The organism is Streptomyces sp. NPDC057638, from assembly GCF_042800315.1.
In the GTDB taxonomy this organism is placed as follows: Bacteria; Actinomycetota; Actinomycetes; order Streptomycetales; family Streptomycetaceae; genus Streptomyces.
The window spans coordinates 1-15,111 of the sequence record NZ_JBHVHF010000035.1 but is presented as its reverse complement, the minus strand read 5'-3'; the positions used below and the strand labels follow the sequence as shown (position 1 = coordinate 15,111).

The 15,111-nt window shown below is 71.7% G+C and carries 13 protein-coding genes; 6 read left to right on the top strand and 7 right to left on the bottom strand.

Going from position 1 to position 15,111, the window contains the following annotated elements:
- Positions 1-178 precede the first annotated feature (178 nt).
- From ACFVIM_RS07850 to ACFVIM_RS07835, 4 genes are all read left to right on the top strand, one after another.
- Positions 179-886, top strand: coding sequence for a response regulator transcription factor (locus ACFVIM_RS07850; protein ID WP_384299773.1), 708 nt, complete (start codon positions 179-181; stop codon positions 884-886).
- Positions 873-3,011, top strand: coding sequence for a sensor histidine kinase (locus ACFVIM_RS07845; RefSeq protein WP_384299772.1), 2,139 nt, complete (start codon positions 873-875; stop codon positions 3,009-3,011). The genes ACFVIM_RS07850 and ACFVIM_RS07845 overlap by 14 nt, the downstream gene beginning before the upstream one ends.
- A gap of 190 nt (positions 3,012-3,201) precedes the next feature.
- Positions 3,202-3,702, top strand: a complete 501-nt coding sequence (locus ACFVIM_RS07840; protein WP_384299771.1) for a hypothetical protein — start codon at positions 3,202-3,204, stop codon at positions 3,700-3,702.
- A gap of 124 nt (positions 3,703-3,826) precedes the next feature.
- Positions 3,827-4,432 (top strand): class F sortase, encoded by a 606-nt coding sequence (locus ACFVIM_RS07835; RefSeq protein WP_384299770.1) that lies wholly within the window; start codon positions 3,827-3,829, stop codon positions 4,430-4,432.
- 15 nt (positions 4,433-4,447) lie between these two features.
- On the opposite strand, the gene ACFVIM_RS07830 is transcribed toward ACFVIM_RS07835, so the two are convergent.
- Positions 4,448-5,014: a Uma2 family endonuclease gene (locus ACFVIM_RS07830; RefSeq protein ID WP_384299769.1), complete on the bottom strand. Its 567-nt coding sequence runs from the start codon at positions 5,012-5,014 to the stop codon at positions 4,448-4,450.
- 185 nt (positions 5,015-5,199) lie between these two features.
- On the opposite strand from ACFVIM_RS07830, the gene ACFVIM_RS07825 reads away from it, so the two are divergent.
- The gene (locus tag ACFVIM_RS07825; RefSeq protein ID WP_384299768.1) at positions 5,200-7,230 is read left to right on the top strand and encodes a thioredoxin domain-containing protein; all 2,031 of its coding nucleotides are present in this window, start codon (positions 5,200-5,202) and stop codon (positions 7,228-7,230) included.
- 10 nt (positions 7,231-7,240) lie between these two features.
- Here ACFVIM_RS07825 and ACFVIM_RS07820 read toward each other — a convergent pair whose 3' ends face one another.
- Positions 7,241-7,867: a TetR/AcrR family transcriptional regulator gene (locus tag ACFVIM_RS07820; protein ID WP_384299767.1), complete on the bottom strand. Its 627-nt coding sequence runs from the start codon at positions 7,865-7,867 to the stop codon at positions 7,241-7,243.
- Between the two features lie 176 nt (positions 7,868-8,043).
- A complete protein-coding gene (locus tag ACFVIM_RS07815; protein WP_384299766.1) occupies positions 8,044-8,730 on the bottom strand; it encodes a hemolysin III family protein in 687 nt (228 codons plus the stop codon).
- 315 nt (positions 8,731-9,045) lie between these two features.
- Between ACFVIM_RS07815 and ACFVIM_RS07810 the strand changes: the two genes are divergently transcribed.
- Positions 9,046-10,878: a phosphoenolpyruvate carboxykinase (GTP) gene (locus tag ACFVIM_RS07810; RefSeq protein ID WP_384299765.1), complete on the top strand. Its 1,833-nt coding sequence runs from the start codon at positions 9,046-9,048 to the stop codon at positions 10,876-10,878.
- A 423-nt stretch (positions 10,879-11,301) separates the two neighbouring features.
- On the opposite strand, the gene ACFVIM_RS07805 is transcribed toward ACFVIM_RS07810, so the two are convergent.
- The 4 genes from ACFVIM_RS07805 to ACFVIM_RS07790 all read right to left on the bottom strand — a co-directional run bounded on the left by ACFVIM_RS07805 (position 11,302) and on the right by ACFVIM_RS07790 (position 14,653).
- Entirely contained in the window at positions 11,302-11,691 is a 390-nt protein-coding gene (locus ACFVIM_RS07805; protein WP_384299764.1) for a hypothetical protein, read from the bottom strand.
- An 86-nt stretch (positions 11,692-11,777) separates the two neighbouring features.
- Positions 11,778-12,989, bottom strand: coding sequence for a pyridoxal phosphate-dependent aminotransferase (locus ACFVIM_RS07800; RefSeq protein ID WP_384299763.1), 1,212 nt, complete (start codon positions 12,987-12,989; stop codon positions 11,778-11,780).
- 738 nt (positions 12,990-13,727) lie between these two features.
- Positions 13,728-13,964 (bottom strand): chaplin, encoded by a 237-nt coding sequence (locus ACFVIM_RS07795; protein WP_384299762.1) that lies wholly within the window; start codon positions 13,962-13,964, stop codon positions 13,728-13,730.
- 278 nt (positions 13,965-14,242) lie between these two features.
- Positions 14,243-14,653: a rodlin gene (locus ACFVIM_RS07790; RefSeq protein ID WP_384299761.1), complete on the bottom strand. Its 411-nt coding sequence runs from the start codon at positions 14,651-14,653 to the stop codon at positions 14,243-14,245.
- Between the last annotated feature and the right edge of the window lie 458 nt (positions 14,654-15,111).

Here is a 15,111-nt window from a genome sequence, read left to right as displayed (position 1 = left end):
CCCGTACAAGCGGTACATCCGTAGGGCCGTATGCCGGTACAGCGGTACGCCGCTCGGTACGGGCGGGGCCGCGTCCGCCTCCGTACGCGGTGCCGTGCGGGGGCCGGGCGCGGCCCTCCCCCGGCCGACCGGAGCCCGGCCCCCGGCGGGCCAGGGGCAACTGCCTACGATCGGACGTGTGTGCGCACATGTGATGATCGCCGAGGACGACGACAAGCAGGCCGAGCTGGTCCGCCGCTATCTGGAGCGGGAGGGACACACGGTCACCGTGGTCCCGGACGGACGCGCCGCCATCGACGCGGTGCGCACCGGACCCCCGCCCCAACTCCTCGTCCTCGATGTGATGATGCCCCGGGCCGACGGCCTCGACGTGCTGCGGGTGCTGCGCGCCGAGGGCCGGGAACTGCCCGTGCTGATGCTCACCGCCCGCTCCACCGAGGACGATCTGCTGCTCGGCCTCGATCTGGGCGCGGACGACTACATGACCAAGCCCTACAGCCCCCGGGAGCTGATGGCCCGGGTCCGCACACTGCTGCGGCGCTCCCGGCGGGCGGCCGGGACACCCGTGCTGCGGGTCGGCGGGCTGGTGGTCGACCCCCAGCGCCATGAGGTGAGCGTCGACGGCGAACCCATCGAGTGCACCCCCGGCGAGTTCCGCCTCCTCGCGGCGATGGCGGCCGAACCGGGACGGGTCTTCAGCCGCCAGCGGCTGCTGGAGCAGCTCCATGGCTTCACCCGCTATATCGGCGACCGGACGGTCGACGTCCATGTCATGAACCTCCGTAAGAAGATCGAGCCCACCCCACGGCGGCCCGTGCGTCTGCTCACGGTCTTCGGTGTCGGCTACAAACTGGCGGATCCGGACCGTGGTCATGACGAGCGGTGAGGGCGCGGGTGCCGAGACCCGCCCATCCCGTTCCCCCCGCCCGCTCCGCCGGTCCGGCCGTCCCGCCGACTCCCCTCGCCCGCTCCGCCGGTCCGGCCGTCCCGCCGACTCCTCCCGCCTCCCCCTGCGCAAGAGCCTTCTGGTCCGGCTGCTCGCCGTCTCCGCGCTGGTCGCCGCCTGTTCCGTCGCCGCCACCGCGTGGCTCGCCGTACAGACCACCTCCGGCGCGATCCGCCAGCAACAGGGCCAGGACCTCAGCGAGACCGCGCGAATCTACGACACCCTGCGTGGCCGGGCCGCCACCCACGCCCAGTGGGCGGGGGTCGGGCCGACCGTACGCGGACTCGCCGAGGAGACCGGCCGCCGGATCGCCCTCACCACACCGCAGGGTCACCCCCTCGCCGACTCCGACACCTCCGCCGATCCCGCGCCCCTGCCCAAGGAGCCCTCGGCCGTGGTGAATCCGCTCAGCGCCGACACCGCACTGGCGTCCGTGACAGCGCGCTCCGGGCAGGGGGAGCGGACCGGACCCGGCCTGGCGGACGGGATCGACCACCGCGCGGTCGGGCCCTTCGACCTGCCCGCCGCCGAGCGCGCCCAGCTCCGTAAGAAGGCGGACGGTGTCGGCGCCTGTCTGCGGGAGATGGGGCTCACCGCCGACATCGCCGTCACCGCCGGCGGCCGCCCCCGGATCCGGATCGTCGGCAACGACCGCGCCGACGTCCTGGGCGCCCGCTGCGGACTCGCCGAACTGGACCGGCCCACCCGGACCGAGGCCACCGCGCTCACCGCCCTCAACAAGCTCTCCGACGACTGTCTGCGCCGCAAGGGCCGCGCCCCCACCCGGCTCAGCCTCGATCTGACCTGGCGCGACAGCCCCGACCACCCCGTGGTGTCGCTGCTGCCGAGGGAGGAGCCGGCCCCCGCGGTCGCACCCATGCCCTGGTCCACCACCAGCACCGTCCCGCTGCCGCGCGAGCCGGTCGAGGAGCGGAAGACGGTCGACGACCGCGCCGTCGAGACCTGTGTGGCCAGCTCCCGGGCCGAACAGCTCGGCGCCCATGTCTCGCCGACCGCCCTGCTGTTCATCACGGACCCCGACGGCACCCGGACCCCGGCCTTCGCGCTCTCGCCCGCCAACACCGCGCGGATCGTCGGCGTCGCCGCCCTCGTCCTGGCGCTCACGGTCGGCGCGACGCTTTTGGCCGCCACCCGGCTGGTGCGCCCCCTGCGGGCGCTGACCGGGGCGGCCCAGCGGATGAAGGACGGCGAGAGCTCGCGGCCGGTCCCGGTCACCGCCGACAACGAGGTCGGGCGGCTGGCGGCGGCCTTCAACGACATGGCCGCGCACCGGGCCACCCTGGAGGCCCAGCGCCGGGCCCTCGTCAGCGATGTCGCCCATGAGCTGCGTACCCCGCTGAGCAATATCCGGGGCTGGCTGGAGGCGGCCGAGGACGGGATCGCCGACCCCGACCCGGCCTTTGTCTCCTCCCTGCTGGAGGAGGCCGTCCAGCTCCAGCACATCATCGACGACCTCCAGGACCTGGCCCAGGCCGACGCGGGCGCCCTGCGGCTCCGCCCCGAGCTGCTGCGTCCCGAGGAGTTGCTCGCCCAGGTCGCGGCGGCCCACCAGGGGCGCGCGGAGACAGCGGGCGTGACGGTGACCGTCGCCCGCCCGGCGGAGGCGGGGGAGAAGACCGGGCCGCCGGTGACACCGCCCCCGCCCGAGGTGGTCGCGGACCCCGTCCGGCTGCGCCAGGCCGTCGGCAACCTCCTCACCAACGCCGTCCGGCACACCCCGAGCGGCGGCACCGTCACCCTCCGGGCGCACCAGGACGGCGACCGGGTGTCGCTGTCCGTCAGCGACACCGGGACCGGGATCCCGCCCGAGGACCTGCCCCATGTCTTCGACCGCTTCTGGCGCGCGGAGAAGTCCCGCAGCCGCCGGACCGGCGGCAGCGGACTCGGGCTGGCGATCGTGCGCAAACTGGCCGAGGCGCACGGCGGAACCATCGACGTCCGCTCCACCCCCGGCCAGGGCTCCGTCTTCACCCTCCACCTCCCTCCCGCATCCGCGTCCCCGCTCCAACCGCTGGACGTCTCGTCCTCCCTTTCCACGCGCTGATCGCGACCCGACGCCGTCCTGACAGCTTTCTGACACGTTCTCGCCAGCCTGGGCAGGACCGGGTACTCCGGTCCGCCGACCGGGGACACCGGCCTGCCGGTCCGCGAGTTCCCACCGCTGGCCGGACCCGCCCGCCCAGGCCCTGTCCGGGCGACCCGGCCCTCAGACCAAGCTGAACGGAGCAGTCCGTATGTCGTCTCGTACGTCCCTGCGCGCCCTCGCCGTCATCGCCTCGGCCACCGCCGCGCTGCTGGCCCCGGCGACCGCCGCGTTCGCCGACTCGTCCCCCGCGCCCCTTCCGAAGGTGGACCTCTCCGAGCGGGCGGGTGGCCCGGCGCAGGGGACCGCGCTGTTGCCGCGCGGTGGTGTGGCGGCGGGTGACAAGCCCCAGGTCGTCAACCCGGCCGAGAAGCCGAGGACGGGATGGGCGAAGGTGAGCGCCACCATGCCGCCCCGCGAGGTCGCCGCCGGGGACAAGCCCCGGGTCGCCCCGCGCGACACCGTCTGGAGCACCAGCCCCCAGCCGATGCCGCTGCGCGAAGGGGCCGTGACCCCGCGCGGCGGGGTCGCCGCGGGTGAGCGCCCGGCGGAGCGCGACGGCTCCGGCGCTCTGATCGGTACGGCGGCGGGCATCGCCGCCCTCGCCGCGGGCGCCGGAACCCTGGTCGTGCGCCGCCGCTACCAGGGCTAGCCACCGCGAAGGGGCACCGGCCTGCGGCTGGTGCCCCTTCGTACGCCGTTGTCGTCTCCGTCTCCGTACCCGCGTCCGGCACACCTCGGCGCGCCGGTCACCGCCCCTCGCCCTGGAGCCCTCCGTGCCCCGCCCCGCCCTCTTCGGCCTGGCCCTCGGCCTCGCCCTGCTCACCGTCACCGCCTGCGGAAGCCCGTCCACCCCGGAACGGGAGCCGTCCGCACCGCCCCCATCACCGCGGGCCGCCTCCCCGGCGACCCCGCCCCCGGACCGCGCCAGCACCGCCCCCGCGCCCGTCCATGTCACGATCCCGTCGGTCGAGATCTCCGCGCCCCTGATGCGTCTCGGCCTCAACCGGGACCAGACCGTCGAGGTCCCCCCGCCGGAGAAGGGCATGACGGCGGGCTGGTACACCGGCGCCGCCGTACCGGGGGAGCCGGGCGCCTCCGTGATCATCGGCCATAACGCCACCCGCTACGGCAAGGCCGTCTTCCAGGACCTCAGAAAGGTACGGAAGGGCGCCGAGGTGACGGTCCGCAACGCGGCGGGGGCACTGGCCCGGTTCACCGTGACCCGCAAGGAGACCGTGCGGAAGAAGGCGTTCCCCACCGAGCGGGTGTACGGCGCGGTGAACGGCCGCGAACTGCGGCTGATCACCTGTGACGGCGCCTTCGGCGCCGACGGCCACACCGTGGACAACCTGATCGTCTACGCGGTCCGTAGCGCCTGACGGGGAAACCCTGGCTCAGACGGCTCCCAGGTCCACGATGACCGGGAAGGGCGCGGCGGCCTTGACCACGCCGGTGAACATCTCACCGTCCCGGTAGCTCCGGGTGGCGGGGTCGAGGACGTAGGTGTAGACGATCGGAACGCCGGTGGCGGACTGCTCGATGCGCCAGTAGAAGGGGATGCCAGCTTTGGCATATTGGTCCACCTTCACGATCCGGTCGGTGGTCTCTGACCCTGGGGAGACGACCTCGACGACCAGGAGCACGTGTTCGGGGCGGGTGGGTGTGAAGTCGATGGTCTCCGCCCGGTAGACGGTGACGTCCGGCCGGCGGTTGGTGAGCGGAACGTCCTGCAGGCGGACGTCGAAGTCCGTGTCGGCGTTCCAGTCCGGGCCCGCGGCGGTATCCAGGGCATTGGCCAGGATCCGGGCCAGCCGGTTGTGCCGTTTGGAGGCGCTCGGGCTCACGACGACCATCCCGTCCACGATCTCGATGCCGGCGCACTGCTCCTCGGACCAGGAGTCGTACTGTTCCGCGCTGATCTGGGTGTGCATCCATGCGGGCGCCACCATCTCGGCGGTCATGGTGTGCCTCCTTCGAGGAGCCTCAACAGTTCCAGCGCTGCTGGGCTCAGCCTACTGTCCTGCGACTCGGTGGTGCCCGAATCGGAAGAACGCCGGGAGGCATCCGATATCGCCCGGGTTCGACCAGGCACGGCCATGCCGTGCCGCGGGAGCGCCCCCTCGCCCCCGTGCGCGAGGATGGGGCCATGCCGAACCGCCTCGTGAACGAGACCTCCCCCTATCTCCTCCAACACGCCGACAATCCCGTCGACTGGCGGCCCTGGGGGCCCGAGGCGTTCGAGGAGGCGAGGCGGCGGGATGTGCCCGTGCTGCTGAGCGTCGGCTACTCCAGTTGTCACTGGTGCCACGTCATGGCCCATGAGTCGTTCGAGGACGCCGGGACCGCCGCGTACCTCAACGAGCACTTCGTCGCCGTCAAGGTCGACCGCGAGGAGCGGCCCGATGTCGACGCCGTCTATATGGAGGCGGTGCAGGCGGCCACCGGGCAGGGCGGGTGGCCGATGACCGTCTTTCTGACCGCCGAGGGGGAGCCGTTCTACTTCGGGACGTACTTCCCGCCGGAGCCCCGGCATGGGATGCCGTCGTTCCGGCAGGTGCTCGAAGGGGTGAGCGCCGCGTGGAGTGGGCGGCGCGGGGAGGTCACGGAGGTCGCGCGGAAGATCACCCGGGATCTCGCCGAGCGTGAGGTCACCCGGGGCGGCGGCGGGGTGCCCCGGGAGGAGGAGCTGGCGCGGGCGCTGCTGGCGCTCACCCGGGACTATGACGACCGGTACGCGGGGTTCGGGGCGGCGCCCAAGTTCCCGCCGTCGATGGTGGTGGAGTTCCTGCTGCGCCACCATGCGCGTACGGGGGCGGAAGGCGCGCTCCAGATGGCCACCGACACCTGTGAGGCGATGGCCCGGGGCGGGATGTACGACCAGCTCGGCGGCGGCTTCGCCCGGTACTCGGTCGACCGGGAGTGGGTCGTTCCGCACTTCGAGAAGATGCTGTACGACAACGCCCTGCTCTGTCGCGTCTACACCCATCTGTGGCGGGCCACCGGCTCTCCGCTGGCCCGGCGCGTCGCCGTGGAGACCGCCGACTTCATGGTGCGTGAGCTGCGGACCCCCGAGGGAGGCTTCGCCTCCGCCCTGGACGCGGACAGCGCCGAGAGCCAGGGGGAGGCCGCGCGGGTCACCGAGGGCGCCTTCTACGTCTGGACACCGGAGCGGCTCGCCGAGGTCCTCGGCCCGGAGGACGGCCGCCGTGCCGCCGCGCTGTACGGGGTGACCGAGGCCGGGACGTTCGAGCACGGCGCCTCCGTGCTCCAGCTCCCCGGTGCGGAGGCCGACGAGGGGCTGCGGCGGCGGCTCTTCGAGGCCCGGGAGCTGCGGCCCCGGCCGGCGCGGGACGACAAGGTCGTCGCCGCCTGGAACGGGCTCGCCATTGCGGCACTGGCCGAGGCCGGGGCCTGCTTCGACCGGCCCGACCTGGTGGAGCACGCGACCGAGGCCGCCGATCTGCTGGTGCGGGTCCATCTGGACAGCACGGCCCGGCTCTCCCGTACCTCCCGGGACGGGGTCAGCGGCGCCAACGCCGGGGTGCTGGAGGACTACGCGGATGTCGCCGAGGGCTTCCTCGCTCTCGCGGCCGTCAGCGGGGAGGGGGTCTGGCTGGACTTCGCCGGGCTGCTGCTCGATATGGTCATCGACCGTTTCAGCGGCGAGGACGGCGCCTTCTACGACACCGCGCACGACGCCGAGCGGCTGATCCGCCGCCCCCAGGACCCCACCGACAACGCCACCCCCTCCGGCTGGAGCGCGGCGGCCGGGGCGCTGCTCTCGTACGCCGCGCAGACCGGGTCCACGGTGCACCGCGAGGCGGCGGAGGGGGCGCTGGGCATCGTGCGGACGCTGGGGCCCAAGGTGCCGCGCTTCCTCGGCTGGGGGCTCGCGGTCGCCGAGGCGCTGCTGGACGGGCCCCGGGAGATCGCGGTCGTCCGGGGCGCGGACGACGACCCCCGGGGCCGGGAGCTGCACCGTACGGCGCTGCTGTCGACGGCGCCGGGAGCGGTCGTCGCGGTCGGGGCGCCGGACGGGGACGAGTTCCCGCTGCTGCGGGGGCGGGGCCTGGTGGAGGGCGCGGCGGCGGCGTATGTCTGCCGGGGGTTCGTCTGCCGACGGCCGGTGACGACCGTGGCCGCGCTGCACGGGGAGCTGTCCTCCCGTACGGACTGAACGGTCGGCGTCAGAAGCGGGGGCCCGTGCCCAGGGCGCGCAGCCCCCGGTCGACCAGGTCCAGCAGATCGTCCTGGTGGTCGCGTTCCGCCCAGTACACCGTCACCTCGCGGAGCACTCCCGTCACCGCCGCCACGAAGGTCCGGACGTCCAGGTCGTCGTGGGGGCGGCCGACGCGGTCCGCGACGGCGTGGACCAGCAGCCGGAAGGTGGCCGCCGCCGTCTCGCTGGTCCGGGTGCGCAGGGCGGGGACCTCGGCCATCAGCCGGGTGCGCTCCAGCGCCTCCTCGGGGTGCTCCCGCAGAAAGGCCGCCAGGGCCAGCCGGATGACCGCGCGGACGGCGTCCACCGGGTCCTCGTCCTCGGGGCGCGCCCTCAGTTCGGCCTCCATCAGCGGCCCGAACTCATCGGTGAGGACGATGTCCTCCTTGGTGGGGAAGTACCGGAACACCGTGGAGGGGGAGACCTCGGCGGCCTCCGCGATCTGCTCGATGGTCGTCGACTCGTACCCCTGGGCGCGGATCAGCCGGTAGGTGGCGCGGCGGATCGCGAGCCGCGTCTTCAGCTTCTTGCGTTCCCGGAGGCCCAGCGGGGGCTGGGGCCGGGTGTCCTGGGGGAGGGGCACGGTCGCGGGCATGCCCCCATTGTCCCGTAGCGGCGAACGGTGATCCATCGTCGGCGCCCGGTGCGACTCAAAGGAGCGCACGGCCAAGCTCAGATGAGCGAGAAGCCCAGCCGCTCGGGAATCGCGCGCGGGCGCCCGGAACGGCGGCCCGGCCGGGGCCGGCCGCACCGGCTCGGCCCCGGTGTGTCTCAGCCCTGGTACGCCACCAGGGAGATGCCGACGTAGTGCACCACGAAGGCCGCCAGCGTGAGGGAGTGGAAGACCTCGTGGAAGCCGAACCAGCGCGGTGACGGATTGGGGCGCTTGATCCCGTACACCACCCCGCCCACGCTGTAGAGCAGCCCGCCGGTGATGACGCAGATGAGCACCGCGATCCCGCCCGCGCGCAGGAAGTCCGGCAGGAAGAAGACGGCCGCCCAGCCCATCGCGATATAGCAGGGCGTGTAGAGCCAGCGGGGCGCGCCGACCCACAGGACCCGGAAGGCGATCCCGGCCGCCGCGGCCACCCAGACCGCCCACAGCAGGGGCCCGGCCTTGGAGTCGGGCAGCAGGAGGATCGTCAGCGGGGTGTAGGTGCCCGCGATGATCAGGAAGATATTGGCGTGGTCCAGGCGCCGCAGCAGGGCCTGGGCGCGCGGGCCCCAGTTCCCCCGGTGGTAGAGCGCGCTCACCCCGAACAGCAGGCAGGCGGTCAGCACATAGATCGCGCAGGCCACACGCGCCTCGGTCGATCCGGCGAGCGCGGTGAGCACCAGGCCGGAGACCAGGACGGCGGGGAACATCCCCGCGTGCAGCCAGCCGCGCAGCTTCGGTTTCGCCGGATGCGGCGGAGGGGCCTCGATCTCGGTGACGTCAGGCACGGCAGCAGCAGTCATGTCTGGATCGTACCTACGCACCCGTAAGTGCCTTACTGGAGGCCGCACCTTGACAGACGGGATCCGGGGAGGTCAGGCGGGCGGCGGTACGGAACCGGGGCGCCGTCCCGTGACCGCGCGCCCCCTCTGCCGTCCCCCGTCCGCGACACAGTGGTGATGCTCACATGAGCTATGCGCTGGACATATGGGCATGCGCCACGGATCATCAGATGAGTGCGGTCGGCACCGGATGAGCGGCTACGAAGCATCCGGGTCGAGGCCCCCACGGGGCACAGAACTGGACAAGACCAACAGAACCCTCTCTTAGGAGCAATCGTGGCGCGCGACATCGCGGCTCCCAGCACCCTTCCCACCCAGCACCGTGAGCTGATCACCTGGGTGGACGACATCGCGGCGATCACCCAGCCGGACCGGGTGGTCTGGTGCGATGGATCCGAGGCGGAGTACGAGCGCCTCTGCGAGGAGCTGGTCGCCAAGGGCACCTTCACCAAACTGGACCCGGTCAAGCGCCCGAACTCCTACTACGCCGCCTCCGACCCGACCGACGTCGCCCGCGTCGAGGACCGCACCTTCATCTGCTCCGAGAAGGAGGCCGACGCCGGACCGACCAACCACTGGAAGGACCCGGCCGAGATGAAGGAGATCTTCGCCGGTGAGCGGGGCATCTTCCGGGGCTCGATGCGCGGCCGGACCATGTACGTCGTCCCCTTCTGCATGGGGCCGGTCGGCTCGCCGCTCTCCGCCATCGGAGTGGAGATCACCGACTCCGCGTACGTCGCCGTCGCGATGCGCACCATGACCCGGATGGGCCAGCCGGTCCTGGACGAGCTGGGCACCGACGGCTTCTTCGTCAAGGCCGTCCACACCCTCGGCGCCCCGCTCGCCGAAGGCGAGCAGGACGTGCCCTGGCCGTGCAACTCCACCAAGTACATCTCGCACTTCCCCGAGACCCGCGAGATCTGGTCGTACGGATCGGGCTACGGCGGCAACGCCCTGCTCGGCAAGAAGTGCTACGCCCTGCGGATCGCCTCCGTCATGGCGCGGGACGAGGGCTGGCTCGCCGAGCACATGCTGATCCTCAAGCTCACCCCGCCCACCGGCGGCCCCGAGGCCGCCACGTACGTCGCCGCCGCCTTCCCCTCCGCCTGCGGCAAGACCAACCTCGCCATGCTGGAGCCCACCATCCCCGGCTGGACCGTCGAGACCATCGGCGACGACATCGCCTGGATGCGGTTCGGCGCGGACGGCCGCCTCTACGCGATCAACCCCGAGGCCGGTTTCTTCGGCGTCGCCCCCGGCACCGGTGAGCACACCAACGCCAACGCCATGAAGACCCTCTGGGGCAACGCGGTCTTCACCAACGTCGCCCTCACCGACGACAACGACGTCTGGTGGGAGGGCATGACCGAGGAGACCCCCGCCCACCTCACCGACTGGCGGGGCGACGACTGGACGCCCGACTCCGACACCCCGGCCGCCCACCCCAACGCCCGCTTCACCGTCCCGGCGGCGCAGTGCCCGACCGTCGCGCCGGAGTGGGAGTCCCCGCAGGGCGTGCCGATCTCGGCGATCCTCTTCGGCGGCCGCCGCGCCTCCGCCGTACCGCTGGTCACCGAGTCCTTCTCCTGGCAGCACGGCGTCTTCCTCGGCGCCAACGTCGCCAGCGAGAAGACCGCCGCCGCCGAGGGCAAGGTCGGCGAGCTGCGCCGCGACCCCTTCGCGATGCTCCCCTTCTGCGGCTACAACATGGGCGACTACATGGCCCACTGGATCAAGGTCGGCCAGAACGCGGACCAGGCGAAGCTGCCGAAGATCTACTACGTCAACTGGTTCCGCAAGAACGCCGACGGCCAGTTCGTCTGGCCGGGCTTCGGCGAGAACAGCCGGGTCCTGAAGTGGATCGTGGAGCGGCTGGACGGCACCGCCGAGGGCGTCGAGACCCCGATCGGTGTCCTGCCGACCCCCGCCGCCCTCGACACCGAGGGCCTGGAGCTCTCCGCCGGGGACCTGGAGTTCCTGCTGACGGTGGACGAGGAGGTCTGGCGCGAGGAGGCCGCCCTGGTCCCCGAGCACCTCAACACCTTCGGCGACCACACGCCCAAGGAGCTGTGGGACGAGTACCGCGCCCTCGTCGCCCGTCTCGGCTGACGCGCCACCGGACCGGGCACCCGCCCGGTCCGCCCCCGGCGTCGCGGTGGGCCACCACGACATCCGCCCTGACCTGTGGGGTCATCAGACCCGCCGCGCACCCCGGCCCCCGGAGCCCCCTCACGGCTCCGGGGGCCGGTTCTGTGCGGTGGTACGGATCCCCCCACGGTCCCGCTCTCCGCTGGTACGGGCCGGCCCACGGCCGCGACCTGTCGCGGATACGGACCGGGGCGGTACGGGTCGCCGCGCGCGTCTCTTGCCGCTCGCTCTTCTTCGACGCCTCTTGTCGCGGGCCCGGCACATGGCCGTCGATCGCCGCCAGGCGGTTGGTTCACCCGGGGTCGGGATTACGGGGGTGGACCCCGACCCCGGGCGTGGTTGGCTCCCGGCCCACGGACCTCCCCGGCTCGTGGACCGGGGCCGTCAGGAGGCGCCGACCAGGCGCGACGAGGCGCTCAGTGCGGCGCTGTGGGCGTCCATCCGCTCAGCGGCCAGGATCGCCACCGTGGTGTCGGCGCGCGAGGCGGCGGTCACCAGCACCCGCCCGGCCAGCGCGTGGGCGCGGCGGTGCAGCGCCACGGGATCGGCGCCGCTCGGTCCGGTATGACGGAGCGGAGCGGCGCCGCGCAGCCGGGTCACCTCGGCGGCCAGCCGCCCGGCGACCTCGCCGAGGCCGAGCTCATCGGTGACGGCGAGCAGCGCCGAGAGATGCCCGGCGAGCTGGATGCCCAGTTCCTCCTCGCGGGAGCGATGGGGGAACGCGGCGGGGTCGGCCATCGAATGGACCGACTTGGTGCGGATCGGCTCGTACATGGATGGCCTCCTCCTCACTGTCAGGAGACCATCCTGCATTAGATTCAATCTAAAGTTGACAGGAGTCGCGAAAGAGATCACCGATCTCAGTGCTGGCCGTACCCGTCCAGGAAGTTCCCGATCCTGGTCACGGCATCCGCGAGGTCCTTCGTGGCGGGCAGGGTCACCAGGCGGAAGTGATCCGGTTCCGGCCAGTTGAAGCCCGTTCCATGCACCACCATGATCTTCTCGGCCCGCAGCAGATCGAGCACCATCTGCCGGTCGTCCTTGATCTTGTAGACCGTGGGGTCCAGACGCGGGAAGAGATAGAGCGCGCCCCTGGGCTTCACACAGGTCACGCCCGGGATCTGGGTCAGCAGGTCATACGCGATATCCCGCTGCTCCAGGATCCGCCCGCCCGGCAGCACCAGATCGTCGATCGACTGCCGGCCGCCGAGCGCGCTGGCCACCGCGTGCTGGGAGGGCATATTGGCGCAGAGCCGCATATTGGCCAGGATGGTCAGCCCCTCGATATAGGAGGCGGCGTCCCCCTTCGGGCCGCAGACCGCCATCCAGCCGGAGCGGTACCCGGCCACCCGGTAGTTCTTGGAGAGCCCGTTGAAGGTGAGGACGAGCAGATCCGGGGCGAGGGCGGCGGTCGGGGTGTGCGTGGCGCCGTCATAGAGGATCTTGTCGTAGATCTCGTCGGAGCAGACGACCAGCCGGTGGCGGCGGGCGATCTCGGTCAGGCTCCGCAGCATCTCCTCGTCATAGACGGCGCCGGTGGGGTTGTTCGGGTTGATGATCACCAGCGCCTTGGTGCGGTCGGTGATCTTCCGCTCCAGGTCGGCGAGGTCGGGCATCCAGTCGGAGCCCTCGTCACAGCGGTAATGCACCGCCGTGCCCCCGGCCAGCGAGACGGACGCGGTCCACAGCGGATAGTCCGGCGCCGGGACCAGCACCTCGTCCCCGTCGTCGAGCAGCGCCTGCATCGACATCTGGATCAGCTCGGAGACACCGTTGCCGAGGTAGATGTCCTCGACATCGAGGTCGATGCCCTTGGTCTGGTAGTGCTGCATCACCGCGCGCCGCGCCGAGAGCAGCCCCTTCGCGTCGCCGTACCCATGCGCGCCGCCCAGATTGCGGAGGACGTCCTCCAGGATCTCGGGCGGGCACTCGAACCCGAAGGCGGCCGGGTTGCCGGTGTTGAGCTTCAGGATGCGATGCCCCGCTGCCTCCAGACGCATCGCCTCCTCCAGCACCGGTCCCCGGATCTCGTAACAGACATTCGCGAGCTTCGTCGACTGGATCACCTGCATGCGGCGAGCTTAAGGGCGGTGTCCGGTGATCGCCGGGCATTCCGGGCGTCATGGGGGCGGCGCGAAGCGGCGGCGCCGACGGTCGCGCTGGTGGGGGCGGGGTCTCTCCTTGGAATGCCGCCCTCCGTGCGCGCTCCCGCCTGCGGTCGCGCGGCGGTTCCCTGGCCGGGATGTTGCGCTTCTCACGCGGGGGCCCTCCGGGGAGGGTGCGGGGCTGGCCGTGTGGCGGTAGGCCGTGGGGCCGGGTGGCCCGGGTGCGGGGCCCGGCGGGTGGCCCGTGGGCCGGGTGCGGTGTCCGTCGCTGCCGCTGTCGTTCGTGTGCGGGGTTCGGTGGCCTCCGGGCTCACCTCCTCGGGAGCGGCGGATGAGGCGTTCCTGTTGCGTGAGGCCGGGTTGTCCCGCCCCTCTCTGCGGGGGCGACCCTGCACCCCCCGAACGTGCCCCCTGACCCCCGGCTGCCGTGGTGACGGCCGGTGTGACCGTGACTCGTTGTCGATCTTTCGATGGCCGCCCGCCACTCGGATCCCCGTGGGAGCTTCGCCACCGGGTTCGCTCACGGTGGCTCTGTGGGTGAGTAGCTCCGTGTGAGGGCTCGCTCTACCCGAGGTCGGTTGCGAGCCAAAGGGGCGCGTCGATGTCTCAGGTGAGTCGCGCGGAGATCGCGAGGAACGAGCGATCGAGCACGTCGAGCCTGAGACATCGACTCCAGCGCCCCGGAGGCGAGCAACCGCTAAAAAATCACGAACTCACGCAGACGTTGCCGATGGCCGGGTTGAGGAAGCCGAGGAGGACGTCGATCGAGTTGCCGCAGACGTTGATCGGAACGTTGACCGGGACCTGGATCACGTTGCCGGACAGCACACCGGGCGAACCGACGGCCGCGCCGTGGGCGTCCGCGTCGGCCAGGGCCGGGGTGGCGGAGCCCAGTGCCATGATGAGCCCCGCGGCGACGGCGGCAGCCTTCTTGTGCATCATTTCATTGATCCTTTCAGCGGAGACCCACAGCCGCGACCTTCGCGCTGCGCCGACAGTGCCCTGTTTATGAGCGCCCCCGCAGACCTAGTAACGAAGGGATTCCCGGGTGAGTACCTTCGTATGGCCGTCAGTTCGGAATGTCACCCCGATGCAGCAGGATTCGTTGTCGAACCGTTCACGGGATTTCTGTACGATGGGTCGCTCTTTTCGCCGCACAGGGGAGTGCCCCCGAACGCCGTTGCGCTCGGGGGCACTGGTGTGAATTCCGCTGGGCCGGATCAGTTGTTTCCGGCGCCGTTGCCCGACAGGATCGGGATGTTGCTGAGGATGTGCGAGAGCGGCTCGTCGCCCTTGGCCTGGGTCGAGTTCTCGGTGCACTGCTGGTTCTGCGGCGCGGAGAGGATCGGGATGTCCTGGAGGGTGACCGGGATGACGCCGATGAGGGAGCCGACGTTCGCCTTGAGCGGCAGGCCGATGCAGGGCTTGTTGAGCGAGCCCTGGACCAGGGCGAGCTGCGGGCTCAGGTCGCCGTGGGTGGAGGCGTTGCCGTAGGCCTGGGTCGCGCCGTTGCCGCTGAAGGACGTGGTGCCGTTGTCGTTGCCGACCGCCATGGCCTGGGGGGCCATCGTGGCGCCGGCGCCCACCATCGAAGCGGTGACCGCCGCGGTAGCCAGAATCTTCTTGATCACGTGTTGTTCCCTTTTCGCTATGAACGATCGATCGTGGAGCAGACTGGTCAACTGTCCCCGACCTCTTTGGTTCCGTGCGTTCACCCGAATGCCGGACCTTGCCGGACGGTGCTGACGTCCATTCGGGATATCGACGGAGGGTCATACCATAGGGATCCGCTCTCGCGATGGCGGATCGACGCGCGCTAAGGCGGCGGGGGTGTCGGACGCGAGCTGAATGGAATCGCGCGACATCGCGGGGAATTCCGTCCGCCGTTTCTCGGGGCGGGTGCCGTGAATTCCCCGGTGGGGCCGGTGGGCCAGGTGTCCGCGTGCGTTTGCCGGACAGGACGTTCCCGTCATCCGTACGCGGAGTGGTTCACCGCACCCGAACGGCCCCGGCTGCTCCGATGGCGGGGCCATTCGGGGCCGTTCGGGTGCGGTGAACGGTGGTGGGGGTGGGGCCCCGGCACCCGGGG